Origin of the sequence: Sphingomonas flavalba (genome assembly GCF_004796535.1) — a bacterium.
GTDB classification, from domain to species: Bacteria; Pseudomonadota; Alphaproteobacteria; order Sphingomonadales; family Sphingomonadaceae; genus Sphingomonas_L; species Sphingomonas_L flavalba.
Window position 1 is genome coordinate 102,354 of record NZ_SPHY01000007.1, and the last position, 24,632, is coordinate 126,985.

The window sequence follows — 24,632 nt, forward strand, 5'->3', positions numbered from 1 at the left end:
TCAGCCGCGGGCGAGGATGCGCCGGGCCTGATCCTCGTCGACGACCTCGGCATATTTGGCCTGAAGATCGAACAGATTGGCGTCGTGCTGGGCGGCGCCGCGATCGGCGCAGCCGTCGCGTACCACGAACGGCGCGAAGCCGTTCTGCAACGCGTCGAGCGCGCTCGCGCGGACGCAGCCGGAGGTCGAGAATCCGGTGATCAGCAGCGTATCGATGCCAAGCGTGGTCAGCATCGGCGTGAGCGCGGTGCCGAAGAAGGCGGAGGCATATTGCTTGGTGACGACGATGTCGCCGGCCGCCGGGGTCAGCGCCGGCGGAAAGGCGCCGAGTGGCGACCCCGCCTGGAATTGGGCGAGCGCCGGCACCTTGCGGTAGAACAGCCCGCCGTCGACGCCGCCGGGCGCATAGACGACGCGGGTGAAGATGACGGGTGCGGCGGCGGCGCGTGCTGCTGCTGCCAGCCGCGCGGTTGCCGCCACCGCCGCTTCGCCGTCCAGGAACAGCGACGAGGCGGGGTCGAGATAGGCCATGACCATGTCGACGACCAGCAGCGCCGGGTGCGCGCCGGGGGCGAGCGTGCCGCTGAACGGATCGACGGAGCCGGGGGGCGCCATCGTCAGATCGCGCCCTGCGCCTCAAGGGCGGCGAGCGCGGCGGCGTCCAGCCCGAGGAGCCTGCCGTATACCTCCGCATTGTCCTGCCCGACGCGCTCCGGCGCGGGGGTGCGGACGCCGCCCGGCGTTTCGGAGAATTTGGGGAAGCTGTTCTGCATCGTCACCTTGCCCCAGCGCGGCGTGTCGACCTCGACCAGCGCCTCGCGCGCGGCGAAATGCGGGTCGGCGATCATCTCCGGCGCGCGATAGATGCGGCCGGCGGGGATGCTGTGGGCGATCATCGCCGCTTCGACCTCGTCGACGCTGCGGGCGCTCGTCCATGCCTCGATCAGCGCATCAAGCTCCGTCTGGTGACGGCCGCGCGAGACGTGATCGACATAGCGCGGGTCGGTCGCCAGTTCGGGACGGCCCATCGCCTGGCACAGCCGGGCGAATACCGCGTCCTGATTGGCGCCGATCAGATAATCGCCGTCGCCGCACTTGTAGACGTTGGACGGTGCGATGCCGGGCAGCACCGAGCCGGACCGTTCGCGGATGTAGCCGGATTTCTGGTATTCGGGGACCAGGCTTTCCATCACCTGCAGCACCGCCTCGTACAGCGCGGAATCGATCACCTGCCCACGGCCGGTGCGTTCGCGCGCGTGAAGGGCCGCGAGCGCGCCCATGCAGCCGTAGGTTGCCGCCAGGCTGTCGCCGATCGACACGCCCATGCGCGACGGCGGCCGGTCCGGGTCGCCGACGATATGGCGCCAGCCGCCCATCGCCTCGCCGATGCCGCCGAAGCCGGCGCGCCCGGAATAGGGGCCGGACTGGCCATAGCCGGAGACGCGCACGATGATCAGCCGCGGGTTGAGCGCATGGAGCACGTCAGGGCCGAGCCCCCATTTTTCCATGGTGCCGGGCTTGAAATTCTCGATCAGGATGTCGGCGGTCGCCGCCAGCTTGCGCGCTAGTTCCTGCCCCTCCGGCATGCGCAGATTGGCCGACACCGCCTTTTTGTTGCGGGACACGACTTCCCACCACAGCTTTTGTTCGCCACGGCCCCAGTTGCGCATCGGATCGCCGGCGCCCGGCGGCTCGATCTTGATCACCTCCGCGCCCATATCGCCTAGCAACTGGCCGCAGAACGGCCCGGCGATCAACTGGCCGAGCTCGACCACGCGAATGCCGTGCAGCGCCCCCTGCTGTTCCTCCATCATCCTTTCTCCTAACCCGCCGTCGCCGGTTGCGGCCGCCATGCCGGCTGCCGTGGCGCGGGGAGGCCGGTTTCCGCCTCGCACCGGGCGCGCAGCGTGTCGATGTCGGGGCCGAAATCGAATATCGGCAGCGGGCCGCCGCGCCCGGCGCGCATTTCGGCACGCAAGGCGTCGGTCCCGGCCTCGTCCACCGCACCGTCGGCGAGCACGACGCCGTAGCGCCGCGCGCCGTCCGCTGTCACCAGCCCCTGATGCCATTCGCGCGCGACCAGCGCCGGGTCGCGCTCCAGCGGGTCGCCCCAGCCGCCGCCGCCCCAGGTGATGTAGTGCAACTGGTCGCCGGCCTCGACCTGAAGCTGTTCCAGCTTGTTGCCGACGATGGTCTGCGTGCCGTCCGCTTTCTCCAGTATCTTGCGGGCGCGGGCGCCGGGGGCGCCGCCGTTGACGCCCCAGGGCGGCACGAACCAGCGGTCGTCGTGGATCGCGATCACCCCCGGCTCCAGGAAGCGATAGGTCATGTGGATGCCGTTGCCGCCGCGGTGCAGCCCGGCGCCGCCCGAGTCCGGCGCGGTTTCGTACCGCTCGATCCGTAGCGGGAAATAGCGTTCCAGGAACTCGTTGGGCACGTTGGTGAAGCCGGGCCACAGCGAATGGCCGTCCGGCCCGTCGCCCAGCGGCCGGCCCGGAATGCCGCCGAAGCCGATCTGGAACAACTGGAACCACTGCCCGCCGGCATCGACGCCGGAATAGAACAGGTGGGGGCTGGACGAAAAACCGGCGGCGTTCAGGAATTCAGGCGTCTTCTGCCCCAGCAGGCCGCCCAGTATGTCGAAGATGCGGCCGAGCGCATGGGTCCGCCCCGACAGCGCCGCCGGGAAGCGTGGTTTCAGCAGCGAGCCTTCCGGGATGCGGACCTCGATCAGATCGTAGAAGCCGTCGTTGAACAGGATCTGCGGATCGAACACCATGATCATGTAGATGCCGAAGAACATCTTGAACATGTTCTCGTTCAGATAGAAGTTGATCGAGGCATCCGATTGCGGGTCGGTCCCGTCGAAATCGAGGATCACCCGGTCGCCTTCGCGCCGCATCGTGCATTTGATTCGGTACGGGCCGTAACCCATGCCGTCGTCGCAGATGTAATCCTCGAAGCTGGCCGGTTCCTCGCTGATCGAGCTGGCGATCAACTGCTTCATCGCGCGGTGGTTGCGCTGCAGAAGCTCCTGCGTCGCCGACACGTACAGATCCTCGCCGAACCGGTCGCTCAGCTCCAGCAGCCGCCGTGCCGCGACCCGGCACGATGCGATCAGCGCGTTCAGGTCGGCCATGCACCAGTCCGGCTTGCGCGTCTGATGCATGACCAGCCGGACGAGGTCGGCATTGTATTCGCCCTTGCGCCAGATCTTCACCGGCGGGATGCGCACGCCTTCCTCGAAGATCGAATGCGCGTCGATCGGCATCGACCCGGCGACCTTGCCGCCAATGTCCGATTGATGGCCGAACATCGCGGTATAGGCGAGCAGGCGGCCGTTCTTGAACACCGGCAGCAATACCAGCCAGTCGTTGGAATGGCTGATCGCGCCTTCGACCGAATAGGGGTCGGACAGCAGGAACAGGTCGCCGTCCTCGACCGTGCCGTCATAGCCGGCGAGGAAGCCGCCGATGAACGAGCCGAACTGGCCGACGATCATCCGCCCCTGATGGTCGGCGATCAGCGGGAAAGCGTCGCCCTGTTCGCGGATGCCGGGCGACATCGCGGTGCGGACGAGGGTGGCGTCCATTTCGATCCGCGCGTTGCGGAGCGCGTTCTCGATGATGTCGAGGGTGACCGGGTCGATCTCGACGCCGACGAAAGGGGTAGGGTTCGACTGGACGATGGTAGCGGGCATGGTCGCGCTCCCTTCAGGCCGGGTTGATCAGGATGTTGCCGACATGGTCGACCCGGCCGGCGTGACCGGTTTCGATCAGCGTCGTCGAATCCAACTCGACGATGATCGCGGGGCCGGGGATCACGTCTCCGGCGCGCAGCCTGGCGCGGTCGTAGATCACCGCCGGCTGGGCGCGGCCGTCCATCCACAATTCGTGGTCGCGCAGCTTCGCGGCCGAAGGATTGCCGTCGCCTGCCGGAATTTCCGGCGCCGGCAGGGCGAGGGGCGGACCCATCGCCACCGCGCGCAGGTTCACCAGTTCATGCGCGGTATCCATGTTGAAGGTGAACAACCGGCGGTGTTCCTCGTCGAACCGGCGGGTGATGCCGGCAAGCCCGTCGCGCCGCAGCGTGTCGGCATCGATCGCCAGCGGCACCTCGAACGCCTGTCCCTCATAGCGAACATCGATTTCGAACAGGCTGGTGACCGCGGCGTCGTCGATGCCCTCGGCGGTCAGTTCGGCGCGGGTCTGCGCCGCCATCTCGTCGAGCAGGGCGAGCACCTCCGCCTCTTGCGTGTCGGCGAAGCGGCGGGAGAAGCTGCGCGCGGTTTCGGTCCGCATCCGCGTCGTCGCGTCGCCGAGCGCGCACAGCACGCCGGGCGACACCGGCGCGACCGCCGGCCAGCTGCCCATCAGCCGCGCGACGGCATTGACGTGGAGCGGCCCGGCGCCGCCAAAGCCCATCAGCGCGAAATCGCGCGGGTCATAGCCCTGCTGGACGGAGATCATCCGCAGCGCGCCGAACATGTTCTCGTTGACGATGTCGATGATGCCGCGCGCCGCTTCGAACAGGCCGATGCCGAGCGCGTCGGCGATCGTCTGCACGGCGGCGCGGGCGCCGTCGCGGTCAAGCTTGAACGTGCCGCCCAGCAGCGCTTCGGGCAGGTAGCCGAGCACGACGTTGGCGTCGGTGACCGTCGGCAGCGTGCCGCCCCGGCCATAGGCGACCGGGCCGGGCGCCGCGCCGGCCGATTGCGGACCGACGCGCAGCGCGCCGGTCAGTTCCGGCACATAGGCGATCGATCCGCCACCGGCGCCGACCGTCTTGACGTCGAGCGACGAGGCGCGGACCGATAGGTGGCCGACCTCCGTCGTCCGCACCCGGCGCGGTTCCAGATTCTCGATCAGCGCCACGTCGGTCGAGGTGCCGCCGACGTCGAGGGTCAGGATGTTGTTCAGCCCGGCGTGGCGGCCGACCCACAGCGCGCCGGTGACGCCGCCGGCCGGGCCGGACATCAGCAGCGAGACCGGGTGCTCCTCCGCCTTCTCCGACGACATCAGGCCGCCGTCGGAACGGAGCAGGGACAGGGTGCCGGCAACCCCGGCGTCGCGCAGCCGCCCGCGCAGGTTGTGGACGTAGCGGCCGACGACCGGGCGCACCGCCGCGTTGGCGACAGTGGTCAGCGTGCGTTCGTATTCCTGCATCTCGGGCAGGACCTCGTGGCTGAGCGAGATCGGGATGTCGGGCATCACCTCTCGCGCTATCTCCGCCACGCGGCGTTCGTGGGCGCCGTTCAGATAGGCGTTGATCAGCGACACGGTGAGCGCTGTCACGCCCTGCGCCTTCAGCTTCTCGAGGCCGGCGCGGATGTCGGTATCGTCGACCGGGCGGACCTCGTCGCCCTGCGCGTCCATCCGGCCCCTGACCTCGACCGTGTCCTCCAGCGCGGCGAGCGGTTCCGGCTTCGGCCAGACGATCCACCCCGCCAGGCCGCCGGGCACGTAGCTGCGCGCGATCTGCAGGATCTGGCGATAGCCTTCCGTCGTCACAAGTCCGACGCGGGCGCCCTTGCCCTCCAGCATCGCGTTGGTGGCGACGGTGGTGCCGTGCAGGAATGTCCGCACCGCGCCGGGCGCGATGCCGGCGGTGGCGCAGACCGCCTCGACGCCGGTCAATATGCCTTCCGAGCTGTCGTGCGGCGTCGACAGGGTCTTGTGCCGCCAGAACGCGCCGCTCTGTTCGTCGAGCAGTAGCAGATCGGTGAACGTCCCGCCGACATCGACGCCTAGACGATAGGCCATGGACTCCATCCCCTCCGTTATATGGTGGCGGGGCGTGGGAACGCCCCGGCCTTGCCGACCATGCCCGGCAATGGCTTGCCGATCACGCCGGTGAACCAGTCGGCCGTGCCGATCAGGCTGTCGAGCGTCAGTCCGGTGGAAACGCCCGAGCGTTCAAGCATGTAGACGACATCCTCGGTCGCGACGTTGCCGGCCGCACCGGGGGCGAAGGGGCAGCCGCCCAGCCCGCCGAGCGAGGCGTCGACGATGCGCGCGCCCGCATTCACCGCCGCCCAGACATTGGCGATGCCGGTGTTGCGGGTGTTGTGGAAATGGACGCGCACCGGCACCGGCGCGATCGCGCGCACCACGCGATCGACCAGCCGCGCGACGGCATCGGGCACCGCGACGCCGATCGTGTCGGCCAGCGCCACTTCCCGTGGGCCGGCGCTCGCGGCCTGCTCGGCCATCGCGACGACATGGTCCTCGGCGACCTCGCCTTCGAATGGGCAGCCGAACGCCGCGCCGATGGTGATCTGCCCGGACCGCCCCCCCGCCTGCGCTGCCGCGACGATCCGCATCGCGACATCGAGCGATTCGGCGCTGGTCTGGCCCTGGTTGCGCAGCGCGAAGGCGTCGGTAGAGACGCAGACCGCACCCAGTTCGTCGATACGGGTGGCGAGCGCCCGCTCGGCGCCACGCATGTTGAGGACAAGGCCGATATAGGTGACGTCGGGGCGCTCGGGCAGCGCCGCCGCGACCGCCTCGGCATCGGCCATCTGCGGCACCCGGCGCGGGTTTACGAAGCTCGCCACCTCTATGCGCCGCCCCCCGGCCGCCAGCATTCGTTCGATCAGCGCGACCTTGTCGGCGGTTTCGACCAGCGCTGCCTCATTCTGCAGGCCGTCGCGCGGGCCGACCTCGACGATCTCGACTGCGGCGGGGGGCTGGGGCGCACTGGGCATTCGGCGGGTCTGGTCCACGATTGAGTGTTGCATTGTTTGTATACAAATCGCCGATGCGGCGGGTCAAGCTTCCACCGGGGCCGGTGCTCAGCGCTTGCCCGGCCGCTGGTGGAAGGCGTCGTGATAGGCGTGGAAGGCGCGGCGGATGTGCGAGGTCATCACCGCGCGCGCCCAGTCCGGATCGCGGCGGCGGAAGGCGACGATCAGTTCGTCATGCTCGGCGCGCGATTGCTGTATCTGGCCACGGTCGTATTGCCGCGCGGTGCGGGTAACCACCGGCTGCTCGACGATGCCGGCGAGCAGGTCGGCCAGGCGTTCCGAGCTGGCGCCTTCGAGGACGATCGCGTGGAAGGCGCGATTGTGATCGAGGAAAGCGGACACATCGGGCGGGTCCGCCTGCGCCGCGGCATCGATCGCGCGGTTGTGGGTGCAGAGCTGCTCGATCGCCGAGTCGCTGATGCGGAGGGCGGCGCGCGCCGCAGCATAGCCTTCCAGCATGCTGCGCAGCACGAATCCTTCCTCGATCTCGTCCAGAGACCATTCGGCGACGAATGTTCGCTGCGATTCGTTGCGGCGGACGTAATGCTCGCCCTCAAGCCGCCGCAGCGCGTCGCGAACCGGCGTTCGCGACACGCCGCAGGCGGCGGCGAGCTGTTCCTCGCGCAACTGGGCGCCGGGAACCAGCGACCCGTCGAGGATCGCGCCGCGTATATGTTGATAGGCCCGGTCGGACGCCTTCGTCATGCTGCCCTCCACGCTCCCCCATGCGTCGCCATCACGGACGCTTGACGATGGTTATTTGTATACAATAATGTCCTGCCTGACAGACGCAAGGCTGTGGAGCACGCGCGCACCCCGGCGTTCATGCCGGGATCATCGGAGGGGGAGGCATGATGCCGATCAAAGGACCTGGTTTCTTTCTTGCCGGAGTTTCGCTGCTTGCTGCCGCCGGCCCGGCGCTGGCGCAGGGAGAGTCGCCGGCGGCCGGCGACAGCGGCGAGATCGTCGTCACCGCCCGCCGCGTATCCGAAACCCTGTCGCAGGTGCCGGCGTCGATCACGGTGCTGACCACCGACACGCTGACCCGCGCCAACATCCAGAAGGGCGAGGATTTCGTGAAGCTGACCCCCGGCGTCACGATCGTCACCAACACCGCCGACGCCGGCGACACCCAGATTAACATTCGCGGCATCAACGGCGCGCGTGACGCGGAAAGTTCCGTCGCGCTGGTCGTCGACGGCGTGCTCAAGACCAACACCGCACAGCTCAACCAGAACCAGGGTACGCTGCGCCAGGTCGAGATATTGAAGGGGCCGCAGGGCGCGCTCTATGGCCGCAATGCCGCGGCCGGCGCGATCGTCATCCAGACGGTCAGGCCGACCGACCAGTTCAGCGGCGCCTTCCAGGCCAGCTACGCGAACGAAAAGACGGTCAGCGCCAGCGGGCATGTCGCCGGCCCGCTTGGCTCCGGCATCGGCTTCGTCCTGTCGGGCGACTACCGGACCACCGACGGATTCTACCGTAACCTGTTCCTCGACCGGAAGGTGGTGGACGACCAGGAAGCCTGGAATGTCGACGGCCGGATACTGGCTGAAGTCGGCGATGCGACGACGATCGACCTGAAGGCGCGGTACGGCGAGCTTCACGGCGCGTCGATCAACTTCAATTCGTCCTTCCACATCCCCGCGCTGGGCGGGGCCTTCTATGAAGATGTCAACGCCCATCCGTTCCGCTTCTATTCGAACATCCGCCCGACCAACAACCAGAAGACGGTCGAGGCGTCGATCAAGCTCGATCACGATTTCGGGCCGATGACGCTGACCGCCTGGGCGCTGTACAGCGACATCAAGAACAACCTGACCGCCGACGGCACATCGGCCGACTTCGCCCGTTATATCGCCGCGGCGAGCGCGGACGGCGCGGCGGTGGTCGACAGTTGCTTCGCGTCGACCGCGGCGCTGACCGGCTTTCCGGTCAACCCGCCGGGCATGATCGGCCAGATCCCGGTGCCGTTCATCTTCGCGCCGGCGGATGGGTCTGTGTTCGGCGCCTATTCGCCGACGACCTGCGACGGCACCCAGTATCAGCAGCGCGACCAGCGCGACATCAGCGCCGAGATCCGCCTGGCGTCGAACGGCGACAACCGGTTCAACTGGCAACTGGGCGGTTATTACCTGCATATCGACCGGACCACCGCCGTCAGCCTGGGCGGCGACACCGGGCAGGGGATGATCCCCGGCTTCTACAACCCGCCGGGCTCGGTCAATCCGACCTCGCAGCTTTTTGCCGACAAGTTCCGCACCAACGTCTACGCCGCCTTCGCCTCCGGCCAGTTCAAGTTCACCGACACCGCCGACCTCGGCGTCGCGCTGCGTTACGATGTCGAGCAGCGCCGTGCCCGCAACCTGGTGCCGATGGCGCTCGATCCGTTCACCGGCGGGCCGATCAACCCGGGGCAGGCGAACGGACCGATCGGCCCGAAGAGCGCGACCTTCAAGCAACTGGAACCGAAGATCACCTTCCGCTGGGCAATGGCGCCGCAGGCGAATTTCTTCGCCAACTGGGGCGTCGGCTTCAAGTCGGGCGGTTTCAACAACCAGGGGTCGGCGGCGATCGTCGACCAGAATTTCAACGTCGCGCCGATCGACGCCGGCGTGTTGATCAACGACCAGTTCCGCAAGGAACGCTCAAGCGCGTTCGAGGCCGGCTTCAAGGGGCGGATCGGCCCGGTCAACTACAACCTGGCCGGTTATTACACCCGCGTCCGCGACATGCAGTTCTTCGAGTTCTTCGTCGGCAGCTTCGGCCTGCTCCGCGTCGTGTCGAATATCGACCGGGTCGACATCAAGGGCGCCGAACTGAACGTCGATGCGAAACTGGTCGACGGCTGGACGGTGTTCGGCGCGTTCAACGTCACCGATTCCGAGATCAAGAAGAACCAGTCGCGGCCCGACACCGTCGGCAACAAGTCGCCCTATACGTCGAACTACACGATCAACCTCGGCACCCAGATGATCGCGCCGCTGCACGACGATCTCGACCTGGTGTTCCGCGCCGATTACCGGATCACCGGCCCGACCTGGTTCCACACCGTGCAGAACCAGGAGAAGGCGACGATCTTCAGCGCGCTGCTGCCGATTTCCGCGCTGCAATTGCCGGCGGCGGTCGGCAATGCGGTGTACGACGTCAACCGGCGCGCGGCGTTCGGCGTGCTCGACCTGCGCTTCGGGCTGGAAGGCCGCAACTGGCGCGCGACGGTGTTCGCCAACAACTTCCTCGACCGCAAATATCTGAACGAGGTCATCCCGGCGATCGAGTTTGGCGGGTCGTTCATCTCGCCCGGGTCGCGCCGGCTGTGGGGGCTCGAGGTCGGGTATAAATTCTGAATTCCGGGGGGCGGCGCCGGGTTCCGGCGCCGCTAGAGTCTGTCCGCTCTAGGTGGCACCAGCGGGCCGATGCCGTTTCCGCTTCAAACAGGCAAACTCTAACGTCCCTGCATCCCGGTGCAGACCGCCGCCATCGAGCGGGTGTAGTTGGCCTCCGGCCCCAGCGTCTCGCCCAGGATCCGCATTCCGGCCGCGCAGTCGGTGCGCGCCTCCGCATGGCGCCCGGCGCGATTAAGGATCGTCGCGCGGTTGACCAGCAGGTCGCCGTGGTTGGCGTGAAGCTTGCCGTAGCTGACGTCGTAATTGTGCCGGGCGTCGTCGAGGATGCGGAGCGCCTCTTCGGTGCGTCCGCGTTCGGATTCGACCAGCGCCAGATACACCTCGGCGATGCCGATCAGATAGTGCGGGCGGCCGAAGGCGCGGCGGTAGATCGCGATCGCCTGATCCAGCGACTGCCGCGCTTCGGCCAGCCGCTTCTGCCCGTGGAAGATCTGCCCCTGCATCGACAGCGCGTCGGCGATCGTCCGGTTGTCCGGATCGAGGACGGCGCGTTCTATCGCGAGGGCGTTGGTGATGTAGCGGCCGGCGTCGTCCAGCTTGCCGGCCATGAACGCGTTCTGTGCCAGGGTGAACCAGCTTTGTCCGGTCGCCAGATGGCGGGGGCCGAGCGCGCGCTGGTTGATCGCCAGCGCGGCGCGCAGCGAGCGTTCGGCGGCAGCGAACTGGCCGTCGTCGGAAAGCAGCAGCCCCCGGTTCTGCAAGGTCGTCGAGATCTTGGCCGGCGGCGTGTCCGGCGTGGCGCGGTAGAGGGCGAGCGCCTGGTCGAAGGCAGCGACGCCGCGCCGGGTGTCGCCGCCCGCGGTGTGGATCATTCCTTCGATCACCGCGGCACGGGCGGCCTGATCCGCATCGCGCGCCGGGGCGTGGGCCAGCGCGGCCTTCGCCGCCGCGACCGTCGCCAGCGCTGCGTCCAGCCGGCCGAGCTGGAGATAGGTGGTCGCCAGCGTCAGCCGTGCGCTGGCGCCGTCGGCGCCCGCCCGCTGGATCGCCGGCATCGACCGCTGGATTGTTCCGCGCGCCTCGTCGAACAGGCCGAGATTGTTGTAGGCCTGCCCCAGCGTCGACACCAGCCGCGCCTGAACCACCGGCTGGCCGGCGAGTTCGCGCCGCGCCCGCGCCGCGCCGCGATCGAGGATGGTGAGGGCGGATATGGTGCGCGGGTTCTCGGTCGCCGGGTTCGACAGGGTGAAGGTATCGATCAGATAGTCGGATGCGGCCCGGGCGGTCGCCGTCTCCCGTTCCGCCACCAGCCGCTGTTCGTTCGCTTCGATCCGGCGGTCGTTGGCATAGAGCGCAAGGGCGGATGTCAGCAGCATTCCAGTGCTGGCTGCGCCGACGGCGATCATCAGCCGCCGCATCCGCCGCTGGGTTTCGCGCTGGACAAGATCGTCGAGAGACAGGCCGGTCAGCCCGGCGACCAGCTTGAGCGCGGCCAGTCGCTTGCCGTCCGCCTCGGCGCGCAGGTCGGCGGCGATCGGCTCGGCCGGCTGATCGGATACCGCGCCGTCGATGAGCTTGAAGCGCAGGGCCGGTGGAAAACATTCCTGCCCGGCGGTTTCCGGTGTGGCGGACGCATAGGGTTCGCCGCCGGTGATCAGTGCCAGCACACGCTGCTCGCCATGCATGCGCTTGAAGGTCGCGATCTCCTCGTTGACCCACGGAGAGCGCGCCGAAGCCGGCGAGCAGACGACGATCAAAAACAGCGATTCGGCTAGCGCGGAAGTGATCGCTTCGCCCAGATCCGCCGCCGCCGACAATTCGTCGCGGTCACGGAAGATCGGCGTCAGCCGCGCCGGGACCGGGCCGAATGCCGTTGGCCGGCCGACCAGCTTTGATGGGACGCGATAGGTCTCAAGCGTGCGGTGAAGCCAGGCCGCAACGCGCTTGTCGCGATGGCTGTAGCTCAGGAACGCGCGGTAACGCGGCACCGCGGGCGATCAGGTGGCGAGGGCCGCGCGCCGTCTACGCATGGCGCCGACCAGGCCGAAGCCGGCGATCAGCATCGCCCAGGTGGCCGGCTCCGGCACGCCGGTTGCCAGTTGATAGGACAGCACACCGTTCTTGAAGCTGGGTAGCTGGAAGGTGAAGCTGTCGAAGGCGAGCGAGCCGTCGGTGGCGGCGTCGAGCGTACCGAAACCGCGCAGCAGCGCCGGATTGGTGCCGCCGCCCCGGCCGATCGGGTCGCCGAACGAGCTGTAGGCGATGATGCAAGCGGCGGTCAGTTGCTCGTAGCATTGCGAGCGGGAGAAGCTGGCCACTTCTGTCTCGTAGGTGAAAGTGGAGGACTGGCCGGGCTGGAGCAGCACGCTGTCGGGGAAAGCGACGAGAATGTCCGTCGTGTCCCAGGCGAAGCCGAAGCTGTTGTCGCTGCCCGGCGTCGAGGTCATCTGAAAGCCGCTCAACGCCAGCGCGGCAGCATCGAGGTCGCTGACCAGGATATTGGTGCCGGAGGCGGCATCGTGGACGAGCGCGACGCTGCCGGTCAGTTTGTAAATGGTGCTGCCGCCGCCGGTGATCCGGAAGGAGAAGGACGCGCCGGCCAGCACGTCGCCGACCGGGTCGCGCCCGTCGACGCTGAAGTCCTGAAACATGCGGAAATCGCCGGGGAAGCTAAATCCCGGGCCGCAGCTGTTCAGGTCCTGCAGGCAGCCGGCGCCGACGTACAGACCCAGCCCGGCCGGCGTGATCGTCGAGTGCAACTCCGGCCGCACGGCGATGCTGCCGTCGTTGGTGAAGCTGACGTCGATGACGGTGCGCGACGTTGCGTAAGTATAGGCCCCGCCCGCCGCGTTGCCATTCTGGAACTCGACGACGCCGACGCCGACATTGGCGGTCGAGGCGAAGCTGGCGCCGGACCCGAAGCCGAGATCGCCGCTCTGCTCGCCGATCTTGTGGCCGGTATATTGGCGAATGTCCGGATCGCCGTTGACATTCGGGCGGAATTGCAAGGTTGCGCTGGCTTCGGTGACCACGCCGGTGACTTGTGCGGACAGTGGCGCCGGCACGGCGATTCCGCCGAACAGACAAGACGCAACGATAACCGTCGACGCGCGCATAACGATGTCCCCCTGAGCGGGGAAGAGTATAGGAAACGGCTTGTTAATCAAGGTACGAATGCCGGTCGCCAACAGGCCGTTTTCCCGCTGGGGGACAGATCGCCCCGCGCGCCGGTCGCGACGGATCAGGCCGGCAAGTCCGCGTCGCCTTCTTTGCGGGTGCCGGCGGCTTCCGCCGCGGCCTGTTCCTCCCGGTCGCGGTAGAGGGCGGCGCGGGCGAGCAGCATCAGCGTGACCGGCGTCGTCGCGGTGACGAACAGCGCGATCAGTATCTCGTGCAGCACCGGGCGCGCCTGGAGCACCGAGAAGCACAGGGCGGAGGCGACAAGGATGCAGGCGACGCCGGCGGTGGTGCCCAGGGTGGGCGCATGGGCGCGCTGGTAGAAGGAGCCCAGGCGCAGCAGGCCGACCGAGCCGATCAGCGTGACCGCGGCGCCGAGAAGGACGAGGAAGGCGACGATGATCGCCGCCCAGGCGGGCAGATCCGGTGCCTGGATCATTCGATAACCTCCCCGCGCATCAGGAATTTCGCCAGCGCCACCGTGCTGGCGAAGCCGAGCAGCGCGATCACCAGCGCCGCTTCGAAATAGAGGGTGCGGCCGGTCTGGATGCCGAAGGACAGCAGCAGCAGCATCGCGTTGACGTAGAGCGCGTCCAGCCCGAGCACCCGGTCCTGCGCGCGCGGCCCCCGCGCCAGCCGCCAAGCGGCGCAGGCCATGGCCAGGCCGAGCAGCACCTGCGCGGTGGTGATGGCAAGGGCGAGGAGCAGGGTGGTCATTCGAAAATGTCCATCAGCAGGCGTTCGTAACGGGTCTTGATCAACGCGATCAGCGCCTCTTCGTCGATCAGGTCCAGGACATGGATCAGCACCGTGCGCCGGGCCGGATCATGGCGCATCCACAGCGTGCCGGGCGTCGCGGTGATGATGATCGCCAGCATCGCCAGCCCGTAGCGGCTGCGCATGTCGATCGGCAGATTGACGAAGCCCGATGCGCGCGGCCGGGTGGCCGGGAACAGGATGATCCGCGCGACGGCGAGGTTGGAGCGGACGATATCGGCGAACACGGCGATCGCCAGGCGCGGGATGGCGCGGGACAGCCTGATCCGCAGCGGCAGCGGGCGCAGCGCCGCCAGCCCCTTGGCGGCGATCAGCGCGACCAGCGTGCCGAGCAGAAGATGGCCGGGCGACAGCGACTCGTTGAGCAGCAGCCACAGCAGAACGAGGGCGGCGATCAGCCAGGGATTGGGCAGCCGGCGGCTCATGGCAGAACCGCCCCGCCGTTCGCGCCCGGGGCATCCAGCACCGCGCTGGTGTAGAGCGCCGCGTCGCCCAGCGTGCGGGCGGCGCGTTCGATATACTCCATCACCGCGCCGGCCTGGACCATCAGCGCCAGGCAGAGGGCGAGCAGGATACCGATCGGGATCGCCTCGACGATGCTGAGCTGCAGCTGCGGCCGCTCCGTCGGGGTCCATATCAGGTCGATACCGGCACGGGTCATCGCCACCACCGTCGCCAGCCCGGACAGGATGATCAGCGTGATCAGCGCCCAGACCGCCGCCGGCACGCTGCCGTCGCCCTTGAGCAGGCCGTCGATGATCGTGAATTTGGCGATGAAGCCGGACAGAGGCGGCAGGCCCGACAGCAGCAGGGCGCAGAAGATGAAGCCGCCGCCGAGCACCGCGATCGTCGCGGGAATGGCGATGCCGATCTCGTCCTCTTCCTCCTCCAGCGCGCCGATATATTCGTCCTCGAAAACCGGCTCGGCGATGGCCTGGACGGCTTCGTCCTCGCCGCCGCGCCCGATCGGCTCGATGATCAGGTAGAAGGCGCTGACCGCAAGCGTCGAACTGACGAGGTAGAACAGCGCCGCCGCTACCACCGTCGGCCGCCCCGTGCCGAGCGCGGCGAGCAGGATGCCGGTCGAGATCAGCACGTAATGGCCGGCCAGCCGGACCAGCGTCTGTGACGACAGCACGCCGAGCGTGCCGTAGAGGATCGTCGCCAGCCCGCCGAACAGCATCCACTCGTCGGCGAAATCCGCCGCCCGCCCGGCGCCGTCGCCGAACAGCAGCGTCGTCAGCCGCAGGATCACGTAGATGCCGACCTTGCTCAGGATGGAGAACATCGCCGCGACCGGCGGCGCGGCGGCGGCGTAGGTGCTGGGCAGCCAGAAGCACAGCGGCCACATCCCCGCCTTGACCAGGAAGGCGGTCCCGAGGATGGCGGCGCCGCCTTCGAGCAGCATCAGATCCTCTCGCGGCACCAGCGGGACACGGGCGGCGAGATCGGCCATGTTGAGCGTGCCGGTGACGCTGTAGATCAGGCTGACGCCGATCAGGAACAGCAGCGAGGTGGCGACGTTGATCGCCACATAGTGCAGCCCGGCCTTGGCGCGGGTGGTGCCGGACCCATGCAGGACAAGGCCGTAGGACGCGGCCAGCAGCACTTCGAAGAACACGAACAGGTTGAAGATGTCGCCGGTCAGGAACGCGCCGTTGACCCCCATCAGCAGCAGCAGGAACAGCGCATGGAAGCGCGGGCCGGCGCGGTCCCAGCGGGCCAGCGCATAGAAGAGCGAGGTGAAGCCCAATATGCTGGTCAGCAGCAGCATCAGCGCCGACAGCCGGTCGACGACGAGCACGATGCCGAACGGGGCGGCCCAGTCGCCGAGCCGGTAGACCAGCGGCGCCGCCGCGACGCCATAGGGATCCGTGGCGCGCAGCAGCGCGATCGCGATGGCGAGCAGCGCGCCGGTCGTCGCGAAGCTCATCCAGCGTTTCAGCTTGCGGCGGCGCTCGTCGAACAGCAGCGTCGCCGCGCTGACCACCAGCGGCAGCAGGATCGGCGCGATCGCCAGATGGGCGGCCCAGCCGCTCACTGATCCCGATCCTCGCCGTCGACATGGTCGGTGCCGGTCAGCCCGCGCGAGATCAGCAGCATGACCAGCAGCAGCGCGGTCGTCGCGAAGGCGATGACGATCGCGGTCAGGACCAGCGCCTGTGGCAGCGGATCGGCGTAGAGGCTGGCGTCGACGGTGTCGCCGCGCGCGATGATCGGCGGCGCGTCGGTGCGCAGGCGGCCGGAGATGAGGATGAACAGATTAACCGCATAGGATAGGAATGATAGGCCAAGAATGACCTGAAACGTCCTCGGCCGCAGCAGCAGCCATACCCCGGACGCAGTCAGTATGCCGATGGCAAGGGCGAGGACGACCTCCATCAGGCGTCATCCTCCGTTTCCGCCGCCGGGTGGGCGGGGCGGGGGACGCGGATCGACTGGTGGGCGAGTGCGATCAGCACCACCACGGTTGCGCCGACGACCAGCGCGAACACGCCGATGTCGAACAGCAGCGCGCTGGCGACCGGGACGGTGCCGAACAGCGGCAAGTCGACATAGCGGAAATAGGAGGAGAGGAACGGGTGGCCGAACAGCCATGCGCCGGCGCCGGTCAGCGTCGCCAGCAGCAGACCGATGCCGATCCAGCGCAGTGGACGGATGATCAGTTGCGATTCCACCTGACGGGTGCCCTTCGCCATGTACTGGATCAGGATCGCGATCGACATCGCGATGCCGGCGGCGAAGCCGCCGCCCGGGGCGTCATGGCCGCGCAGCAGGATGTAGATGGCGAAGACGATGATGATGGGGAAGGAAATCTCCATCATGATGCGCGGGATCGCCAGATAGTCCGCCACCGTGTCGCCGATCTTGCGGTCGGCGTGGGCGTCGTCAAAGGCGTTCTGCACCCGTTGCTGGACCGGCGCCTTGACGCTTTCCGGCGCCGGACGGAAGCGGCGCAGCAATGAGAAGACGGTCAGCGCGACGATGCAAAGAACGGTGATCTCGCCCAGCGTGTCGAAGCCGCGGAAATCGACGAGGATAACGTTGACGACATTGGTGCCGCCGCCTTCGACATAGGCGCGTTCGAGGAAATAGCGGGCGATGCTGTCGGGCGCCGGCCGCGTCATGATCGCGTAGGCGACAGCCGCCATGCTGAGGCCAGCGGCGATCGCGATCGCCAGGTCGGTGGACCGGCGCAGCAGCACGCTTGGCGGCCAGCGGTTGCCGGACCACATTTCCGGTAGCCGCTTCGGCAGCCAGCGCAGGCCGAGCAGCAGCAGCACGGTGGTGACGATCTCGACCAGCAACTGGGTGATGCCGAGGTCGGGCGCCGACAGCCAGAAGAAGCTGATGCAGGTTGCGAGGCCGGCGCCGCCCATCAGGATCAGCGCGGCCAGCCGGTGGTATTTCGCCTGCCACGCCGCGCCGATCGCGCAGGCGCCGCCGATCAGCCAGATCAGCGCGAAGGCTGGGTCGATCAGTGTTCCCGGCGCCTCCCCCAGGCTGTAGCCGAAATGGACGAAAGGCAGGCCGCCGGCGACCAGCGCGATGCACAGCAGCAGGCGCAGTTGCGGCTGCAGGCGCACCGTGCCGACGACCGCCTCGCAGGCCCGCGCGCCGGCGACGATCGCGCTCATCACCGCTTCGAACGTCTTGCGGCCCTTCAGCCGGCCGACGACCGGCGAGGATTTGGCCTCGTTCAGCGGCGTGCGGTAGATCAGATAGAGGACGGTGCCGCCGATCAGCGCGACGAGGCTCATCATCAGCGGCTGGCTGAAGCCGTGCCAGATCGCCAGGCTGTAGGCCGGGGTCTGCTCGCCGAGGATCGAGCGGACCGCGGTGGCGAGGTACGGGCCGATGGTCAGCGCAGGCAGCACGCCGACGACGAGGCAGGCGAGGACCAGGATCTCGACCGGCAGCCGCATCCACGGCGGCGCTTCGCCCGGCACGCGCGGCAGATCGGTCGGCGGCGGGCCGAAAAAGGTCTGGTGGATGAAGCGCAGCGAGTAGAGAACCGCGAAGGCGCTTGCCACCGTCGCCAGATAGGGCAGCGCCTCGTCGATATAGGTGCCGCTGTGTTCGGCCAGCGCCTCTGCCAGGAACATCTCCTTCGACAGGAAGCCGTTCAGCAGCGGCACCCCGGCCATCGCCGCCGCCGCGACCATCGCCAGCGTCGCGGTGATCGGCATCGCGCGGTAGAGGCCGCTCAGCCGGCGCAGGTCGCGGGTGCCGGTTTCGTGATCGATGATTCCGGCCGCCATGAACAGCGACGCCTTGAACGTCGCGTGGTTGACGGTGTGGAAGATCGCGGCGACCAGCGCGAGCGGACTGCCCAAACCTAGCAGCAAGGTTATCAGGCCAAGATGACTGATCGTCGAATAGGCGAGCAGCCCTTTCAGGTCCTGTTGGAAAATCGCCGACCAGGCGCCGAGCAGCAGCGTGGCGAGGCCGGTGGTGGTGACGAACAGATACCATTCGTCGGTGCCGGACAGCACCGGCCACAGCCGCATCAGCACGAAGACGCCGGCTTTCACCATCGTCGCGGAATGGAGGTAGGCGGATACCGGCGTCGGCGCCGCCATTGCGTGCGGCAGCCAGAAATGGAACGGCACCTGCGCGCTCTTGGTGAAGGCGCCGATCAGGATCAGGATCAGCGCCGGCGTGTAGAGGCCGCTGGCTCGAACCCGGTCGCCCGACGCGAGGATCGTGTCGAGGTCGTAACTGCCGACGATCCGCCCGAGCAGCAGCGCGCCGACCAACAGGCAGACGCCGCCGGCGGCGGTGACGACGAGGGCGATGCGGGCGCCGTCGCGCGCGCTCTGGTTATGGTGCCAATAGCCGATCAGCAGGAAGGAGAAGAGGCTGGTCAGTTCCCAGAAGAAGATCAGCTGGATGATGTTGCCCGACAGGACGACGCCGAGCATCGACCCCATGAAGGCGAGCAGGAAGGAAAAGAAGCGCGGCACCGGGTCCGCCGACGACATGTAGTAGCGGGCGTAGAGGACGACGAGCGCGCCGATGCCGAGGACGAGGAAGGCGAAAAGCCAGGCCAGCCCGTCCAGCCGGATCTGCAGGTTCAGCCCCAGCGACGGCAGCCACTGGATCTGTTCGTGCACCACGCCGTTGCCGGACAGCGATGGGTAGAGCGCTATCAGGATCACCAGGCCGACCAGCGCGATCGTCCCCGCCAGCGCCGCCGCGGCGTTGCGGGCCCAGGTCGGCAGGAAGGCAGCGGCCAGACTGCCCAGAAACGGTAGAACGAACAGGATGAAGAGCGGCCATTCTTCGAGCATGGGCTATGGCTGCGCTTCGAGGTGCATCGTCGACCTTTGACTCTTGCTGGATTCCGGCCATTATGGTTGACTTTGCTGTCCCGAGGCAAGAGGCCAATCATGATATTGTTGCCTGAGCAATGTCGCGCCGCGCGCGGGTTGCTCAACTGGACGCAAGCGGAGCTGGCCTGTTCGGCCGGCATTTCCCGCAGCACGGTACGCGATTTCGAAGGCGAGCGGCACGAACTCCACCGTGCGACCGAGGACCGGCTGATCCGCGCGCTGGAGGCGGCGGGCGTCGCGCTGTTGCCGCCGGGGTTCGAGGGGCCGGGTGTGCGGCTGCGCTGTGGCGGCGCCGCGCCGGCGGCGCCGCAGCGGCTGCACGGCTGAGCCGTCGCGCCGGCCGGCCGGCCTATCGCTCCAGCGTTTTCGGCCAATCGGCGCGGCGCGGGCCACCGTCGCAATAGCGCGCGACGAGCCCGGTGACCTTGGGCAGGCTGGTCGCGCGGTCATAGCCGCTGAGCTGACCGGTTTCGGCGGAGCCACCGTAGATCGTGCGGGCTTCCCGCCAGTTGCGGCACGCGCCAGCCAGGTCGCCACCGTTGTAATGGTTGACGCCGAGCGTTTCCAGCGTCGCCGCCATGCTGCGCCGGGCGCCGGGGGCGTCGCCGGCGCGGGCGACGAGCGCGCGGTGTGCGGCCATCGCCTCCGCCTCCACCGCATAGCTTTCGGCAAAGCGGCCGGTGTCGGCGAGGACCTGCGCGTAGACTTCGCCGCACAGCGCGACGAGTTGCGCGCCGCCGGCGTCGCCGGGATCGCGCGCCGCCGTGGCGCGGGCGAGCCGCATCGCCTCGCCGATCGCGGCCAGTGCCTCCGCATCGCGCTGGCTGGTGCGGTGAACGACGGCGCTGTACCAGAGCGAAATCGCCAGCTTCCGCCGCAGGGACGGGTCGTCGGGGTGGCGTTCCAGCATCCGGCGGTTGAGCGCGACGGCACGTTCGAGCGCGGCGCGCGCCTCGTCGCTCCGCCCCGTCCGGTGCAGATTCTCGCCGAGCAGGCGCAGGTTGGCGGACAAGGACGCCAGCACGTTCTTGTCCGCCTGCAGCGCTGCCGGCAGCGCGCGGATAAACGTCTCTACCTGCTGATGGCCGGCCGCGGCCGCTGCGAAGTCGTTGTCCCAGTTGTAGCTTTCCGCCTCCGCCTGCAGCGCGACCGCGAGCTGTCGCGCCGTTTCCACATCGGGCGGCCGGATCGTCTCCAGCAGGCGGCGGGCGGTGACCGCCTGCCTGCGCGCGGCGGCGATCGCGTTGTTGTTATAGAGGTTCACCCCCGCCTGCTCGACCAGCAGCATGGCGTAGGCGCGTCGCGCGCCGGGGTCGCCCGGGTTCGCTTCGTGGAGCGGCTTCAGGATCGATTCGGCGCGGGCGAGCAGCGCGTTGGCGTCCTGATAGCGGCCGAGCTGCCCGGCCTGTCCGCTGCCCGTCACCTGGGCGAGACGCAGGAAGCCAAGCCCCGCTTCCTGGCGGACGTCGGCGGGCGCGTGCGGCATTGCCGCCAGCGCCTCCAGATAGGCGAGGCTCGACTGGGCCAGCGTCTGGCGCGCCTGCGTCGTGCCGCTGACCGCGCTGACCTGATCGAAGGCGTCGAACAGCATCGTCCGGGCAATCGCCCGGGTCTGGGCGAAGCGCCGGTCGGCCTCGGCGCGGGCCGCCTGCGCGCGGATGTTGGCGAGCACGATCATCGTGACTGCGCCGATGACCAGCAGTACGGCCAGCGCCGCCGCCGCGACGCCGATCGGGTGGCGGGCGGCGAATTTGCGCGCGGTATAGGGCCAGCCGGCGTCCATCGCCGCGACCGGGCGGTTGCCGCGCCAGGCGGCGACGTCGGCGCGCAGCGCTTCCGCCGTCGGGTAGCGGGCGGACGGCGCGTCGGCGGTGGCGCGCGCGACGATCGCCCGGCGTTCCGGCGTGTCGCCCTCCACCAGCCTGTCGAGCAGCCGGCCGAGGGAAAAGATGTCCGCCGCGGTCGTCGTCTCGCCGCCGGCCAGCCGCTCCGGGGCGGCGAAACCCGGGGTCAGGCTGAGGCTGCCGACCGGGCTGCCGAACGGGCGTTCGACGTCGCCCTCGATGACCTGTGGGCGGGCGATGCCGAAATCGATCAGCTTCACCGTCCCGTCGCGGGTGACTAGCACGTTGGACGGTGTGATGTCCCGGTGGACGATCAGGTTGTGATGGGCGAAGGCGACCGCGCCGCAAACGTCCTCGAACAGGCCGAGGCGGGCATCGCGGTCGAGCGCGTTGTCGTGGCAATAGGCAAGGATCGGCTCGCCGTCGACCAGCTCCATGATGATGTAGGGGGCGCCGTCCTCCGTCGCGCCGCCGTCGTAGAGCCGGGCGATATTGGGGTGTTCCAGCCCGGCGAGCGTCTGGCGCTCTCGCTCGAACCGCTCGATCAGCCGGTCTGACAGCAGGCCGGGCTTGATCAGCTTGATCGCCGCCTGATGGGCGAAGTCGCCCCGGTCGCGCTCGCCGCGATAGACGGCGCCCATGCCGCCGCGCCCGATCCGCTCGACGATGCGGTAGCTGCCGACCCGTTCGGGCAACCGCTCATCCTCCATCGCATCGACCGCACCGCCGGTCTGCAGCGCGGCCATCTGTTCGGCCGCGAGCGTCGCCTTGACCCGGCGCAGCACGGTTTCCGGTTCGTGGGTCTGTGCTTCGATCCAGCGGTCGCGCTCACGCGCGGGCACGTCGGCCAGTGCCTCCAGCAGGCGAAGGACCCGGCGCTCCGTGCCCGGATCAGTCACCGAACGCCGGGTTGATCAACGCGTCCGCCAGCCAGGCGCGCGCGGCGAACCAGCGGCGTTTGACCGTCGCCTCCGACACGCCGTAGACGGCGGCGATGTCGGCAAGGGTCATGCCGCCGAAATACCGCATCTCCACCAGTTCAGCGAGCTTCATGTCATAGGTCCCCAGACGCTTAAGCGCATCTTCGAGGGCAATCAGGTCATGCCGCTGTTCGCCTTCGACGCGGGTGGTCAGCTCGACCTTGAAATGCCGGCGCTTGCCGGCCCGCTTCGCGCGGGCATGATCGATCAGGATGTTGCGCATCAGCCGTGAGGCGAGGGCGAGGAAATGGGCGCGGTCGTTGATGCCGATATTGCCCTGGCGGACCATCCGCAGCACCGCGTCGTTGACCAGATCGCCGGTCGACAGCGACGCGTTCTGCTCGCCGCGCAGTTGGGCGGCGGCGATCTGCGACAGGGCGGGGTGGAGCAGCGCGACGAGCTGATCCCGCGCGGCGTCGTCGCCCTGGCGCCACGCCGCGAGCAACCGGTGGGAACTTTCCGTGTCGGCCATCATCACCCCCTGGTCGGCTGGGCAGAGCTATGAAAGCCGAACGGATTCGGCAAGCGGGAAGCACCCTGCCGTAGCCGCCGTGCCGTTTCGGGACCGACCGCGCAAACCGGTCATATGCCGCAGTCAGGGGATTGAAATCGCGGCCGCATCCGGCCGGTGGAGGGATGACAGGCCGGCCGGTTTGTCATACGAATGAGCCGTGGATTACGCGATCATCCCGCGCGAGCGGCGCGACCTGCTCGGAGAAGGGCCGCTATGGTGCGCGGGGCGCGGCATGCTGCTGTGGGTCGACATATTGGCGCCGGCGCTTCACCAGCTCGACCTTGCCGGCGGCGAAACGCGGACGTTCGCGTTCGACGAGCCGATCGGCTGGGTCGCGGAGCGGGCCGGCCGCGCCGATTTCGTCGTCGGCCTGCAAAGCGGCTTCGCGGAATTGTCGCTCGACCCGTTCCGGATAGAGCCGATCGGCGACCCGGAGCCCGACCGGCCGGGCAACCGCTTCAACGACGCCAAGGTCGATCGCTGGGGGCGGATCTGGGCCGGGACCAAGGACGACAGCGGTGCCGGCAATCCGGGGGCGCTGTACCGCCTCGATCACGACAAGCGCTGGGCGCGCTGCGACGACGGTTACGGCGTCACCAACGGCCCGGCCTTCTCGCGCGACGGCCGCATCCTGTTCCACACTGATAGCGACCGGCGGACGATATACGCGTTCGACATGGGCGATGACGGGAGCATCGCCAATAAGCGCGAACACATCCGCTTCGCCGACGACTGGGGTTACCCGGACGGGATGACCGGCGACACCGACGGGTGCCTGTGGGTCGCCCATTGGGACGGCGGGCGGATCAGTCGCTTCGATCCCGAAGGGCAACTGGAGCGGTCGATCGCGCTGCCGGCGTCGCGGATCACCAGTTGCTGCTTCGGCGGACCTGGCCTCGACCGGCTGTTCGTCACCTCGGCGGCGCTCGACCGACCGGACGAGCCGCTGGCGGGGGCGCTGTTCGAGCTTGCGCCCGGCGTCCGCGGCGTGGCCTCGTCGGCCTTTGGCGGATGAGGGGAGCAAAGACAGCGTGCCGGAAAGGGGCATCCTGCGCGTTCCGTAACGTCCGATGGGTTGACGGCGTGGCGCGACGGCTTGCCATCCGGCCTCTGGCCCTTCATTGCGCCATCCGACGGCCTGAATTGGGCGCGGGGATGGGGATGGCATGACCAAAGGGCGTCAGGGCTTCGGCTCGGGTGGACGAAAAGGGCCGGGGGCCAATCGCATTCATGGCGCTATCGCACATGATCTGGGGGTTGCCATCCTCGGCGGTCGCTATGCGTCGGGCGACACGCTGTCCGGAGAGATCGAGTTCAGCGAGCATCTGAACGTATCGCGCAGCGCCTATCGCGAGGCGATCCGCATCCTGTCCGCCAAGGGGCTGGTCGAAAGCCGGCCCAAGACCGGGACCCGCGTCAGCCCGCGCAGCAACTGGAACATGCTGGACCCCGACGTGCTGGCCTGGGCGTTCGAGAGCGAACCGAGCCCTGCCTTTATCCGCGATCTGTTCGAACTGCGGATGATCGTCGAGCCGGAAGCGGCGGCGCTGGCCGCCGAGCGGCGCACCGGCCAGCAGCTGTCGCGCATGGGCCATGCGCTTGAACGGATGGCCGAATTCGGGCTGGCGACGGTTGAGGGGCGCGATGCCGACCAGCAGTTCCACCACACCGTGCTGGAGGCGACGCGCAACGAGCCGCTGATGTCGCTGTCCAGCTCGATCGGCGCCGCCGTCAGCTGGACGACGGTGTTCAAGCAGCGCGCCCGCCGCCTGCCGCGCGACCCGATGGACGAGCACCGCGCGCTGTACGACGCGATTGCCGACGGCGACCCGGTCACCGCGCGCGAGGCGATGCGTGAGCTGATCCGCCTGGCGCTGGCCGATACCGAGATGTCGCTGGACGGGTAGGGCGC

General features: G+C 68.5%; 19 protein-coding genes and 1 pseudogene. 4 read left to right on the plus strand and 16 right to left on the minus strand.

Features of this window, described 5'->3' with window-relative positions:
- From E4A53_RS08645 to E4A53_RS08670, 6 genes are all read right to left on the minus strand, one after another.
- Positions 1 to 615, minus strand: a complete 615-nt coding sequence (locus E4A53_RS08645) for an isochorismatase family protein (protein WP_136162692.1) — start codon at positions 613 to 615, stop codon at positions 1 to 3.
- 2 nt (positions 616 to 617) lie between these two features.
- The gene (locus tag E4A53_RS08650; protein WP_136162752.1) at positions 618 to 1,814 is read right to left on the minus strand and encodes a CaiB/BaiF CoA transferase family protein; all 1,197 of its coding nucleotides are present in this window, start codon (positions 1,812 to 1,814) and stop codon (positions 618 to 620) included.
- 8 nt (positions 1,815 to 1,822) lie between these two features.
- The gene (locus tag E4A53_RS08655) at positions 1,823 to 3,700 is read right to left on the minus strand and encodes a hydantoinase B/oxoprolinase family protein (RefSeq protein WP_136162693.1); all 1,878 of its coding nucleotides are present in this window, start codon (positions 3,698 to 3,700) and stop codon (positions 1,823 to 1,825) included.
- Positions 3,701 to 3,713: 13 nt separating this feature from the next.
- Positions 3,714 to 5,762, minus strand: coding sequence for a hydantoinase/oxoprolinase family protein (locus E4A53_RS08660; RefSeq protein WP_136162694.1), 2,049 nt, complete (start codon positions 5,760 to 5,762; stop codon positions 3,714 to 3,716).
- 17 nt (positions 5,763 to 5,779) lie between these two features.
- Positions 5,780 to 6,706: a hydroxymethylglutaryl-CoA lyase gene (locus E4A53_RS08665; RefSeq protein ID WP_136162695.1), complete on the minus strand. Its 927-nt coding sequence runs from the start codon at positions 6,704 to 6,706 to the stop codon at positions 5,780 to 5,782.
- 87 nt (positions 6,707 to 6,793) lie between these two features.
- Positions 6,794 to 7,450 (minus strand): GntR family transcriptional regulator, encoded by a 657-nt coding sequence (locus tag E4A53_RS08670; protein ID WP_136162696.1) that lies wholly within the window; start codon positions 7,448 to 7,450, stop codon positions 6,794 to 6,796.
- Positions 7,451 to 7,599: 149 nt separating this feature from the next.
- Here E4A53_RS08670 and E4A53_RS08675 point away from each other — a divergent pair, with 149 nt between their 5' ends.
- Entirely contained in the window at positions 7,600 to 10,092 is a 2,493-nt protein-coding gene (locus E4A53_RS08675) for a TonB-dependent receptor (protein WP_136162753.1), read from the plus strand.
- A 98-nt stretch (positions 10,093 to 10,190) separates the two neighbouring features.
- Here E4A53_RS08675 and E4A53_RS08680 read toward each other — a convergent pair whose 3' ends face one another.
- The 8 genes and pseudogenes from E4A53_RS08680 to E4A53_RS08715 all read right to left on the minus strand — a co-directional run bounded on the left by E4A53_RS08680 (position 10,191) and on the right by E4A53_RS08715 (position 19,340).
- A complete protein-coding gene (locus E4A53_RS08680; protein WP_136162697.1) occupies positions 10,191 to 12,080 on the minus strand; it encodes a toll/interleukin-1 receptor domain-containing protein in 1,890 nt (629 codons plus the stop codon).
- Positions 12,081 to 12,089: 9 nt separating this feature from the next.
- Positions 12,090 to 12,197 (minus strand): annotated as a pseudogene (locus tag E4A53_RS15095) (PEPxxWA-CTERM sorting domain-containing protein); the annotation flags it as partial.
- 1,136 nt (positions 12,198 to 13,333) lie between these two features.
- Positions 13,334 to 13,708 carry a monovalent cation/H(+) antiporter subunit G gene (gene mnhG / locus E4A53_RS08690; RefSeq protein WP_136162698.1) on the minus strand — a complete coding sequence of 125 codons (375 nt, stop codon included), beginning with the start codon at positions 13,706 to 13,708 and terminating at the stop codon, positions 13,334 to 13,336.
- Positions 13,705 to 13,986, minus strand: coding sequence for a K+/H+ antiporter subunit F (locus E4A53_RS08695; RefSeq protein ID WP_136162699.1), 282 nt, complete (start codon positions 13,984 to 13,986; stop codon positions 13,705 to 13,707). The genes mnhG and E4A53_RS08695 overlap by 4 nt, the downstream gene beginning before the upstream one ends.
- On the minus strand, positions 13,983 to 14,471 hold the full coding sequence (locus tag E4A53_RS08700) for a Na+/H+ antiporter subunit E (RefSeq protein ID WP_136162700.1): 489 nt from the start codon (positions 14,469 to 14,471) through the stop codon (positions 13,983 to 13,985). Before E4A53_RS08700 ends, E4A53_RS08695 begins: the two co-directional genes overlap by 4 nt.
- Complete coding sequence (locus E4A53_RS08705) at positions 14,468 to 16,087, minus strand: monovalent cation/H+ antiporter subunit D (protein WP_136162701.1); 1,620 nt, start codon at positions 16,085 to 16,087, stop codon at positions 14,468 to 14,470. Before E4A53_RS08705 ends, E4A53_RS08700 begins: the two co-directional genes overlap by 4 nt.
- Positions 16,084 to 16,428 carry a Na+/H+ antiporter subunit C gene (locus tag E4A53_RS08710; RefSeq protein ID WP_136162702.1) on the minus strand — a complete coding sequence of 115 codons (345 nt, stop codon included), beginning with the start codon at positions 16,426 to 16,428 and terminating at the stop codon, positions 16,084 to 16,086. The genes E4A53_RS08705 and E4A53_RS08710 overlap by 4 nt, the downstream gene beginning before the upstream one ends.
- Positions 16,428 to 19,340 carry a monovalent cation/H+ antiporter subunit A gene (locus E4A53_RS08715; protein ID WP_136162703.1) on the minus strand — a complete coding sequence of 971 codons (2,913 nt, stop codon included), beginning with the start codon at positions 19,338 to 19,340 and terminating at the stop codon, positions 16,428 to 16,430. Before E4A53_RS08715 ends, E4A53_RS08710 begins: the two co-directional genes overlap by 1 nt.
- Before the next feature lie 99 nt (positions 19,341 to 19,439).
- Between E4A53_RS08715 and E4A53_RS08720 the strand changes: the two genes are divergently transcribed.
- The gene (locus tag E4A53_RS08720) at positions 19,440 to 19,709 is read left to right on the plus strand and encodes a helix-turn-helix domain-containing protein (protein WP_136162704.1); all 270 of its coding nucleotides are present in this window, start codon (positions 19,440 to 19,442) and stop codon (positions 19,707 to 19,709) included.
- 22 nt (positions 19,710 to 19,731) lie between these two features.
- Here the strand turns inward: E4A53_RS08720 and E4A53_RS08725 are convergent, their stop codons facing one another.
- Together E4A53_RS08725 and E4A53_RS08730 are read right to left on the minus strand one after the other, a co-directional pair.
- On the minus strand, positions 19,732 to 22,125 hold the full coding sequence (locus E4A53_RS08725) for a serine/threonine-protein kinase (RefSeq protein WP_136162705.1): 2,394 nt from the start codon (positions 22,123 to 22,125) through the stop codon (positions 19,732 to 19,734).
- On the minus strand, positions 22,118 to 22,678 hold the full coding sequence (locus E4A53_RS08730; protein WP_239018213.1) for an ECF-type sigma factor: 561 nt from the start codon (positions 22,676 to 22,678) through the stop codon (positions 22,118 to 22,120). The genes E4A53_RS08725 and E4A53_RS08730 overlap by 8 nt, the downstream gene beginning before the upstream one ends.
- A gap of 199 nt (positions 22,679 to 22,877) precedes the next feature.
- Here E4A53_RS08730 and E4A53_RS08735 point away from each other — a divergent pair, with 199 nt between their 5' ends.
- Positions 22,878 to 23,735, plus strand: a complete 858-nt coding sequence (locus E4A53_RS08735) for an SMP-30/gluconolactonase/LRE family protein (RefSeq protein WP_239018214.1) — start codon at positions 22,878 to 22,880, stop codon at positions 23,733 to 23,735.
- 151 nt (positions 23,736 to 23,886) lie between these two features.
- Positions 23,887 to 24,627, plus strand: a complete 741-nt coding sequence (locus E4A53_RS08740) for a FadR/GntR family transcriptional regulator (protein ID WP_136162707.1) — start codon at positions 23,887 to 23,889, stop codon at positions 24,625 to 24,627.
- The last annotated feature ends 5 nt before the right edge of the window (positions 24,628 to 24,632 follow it).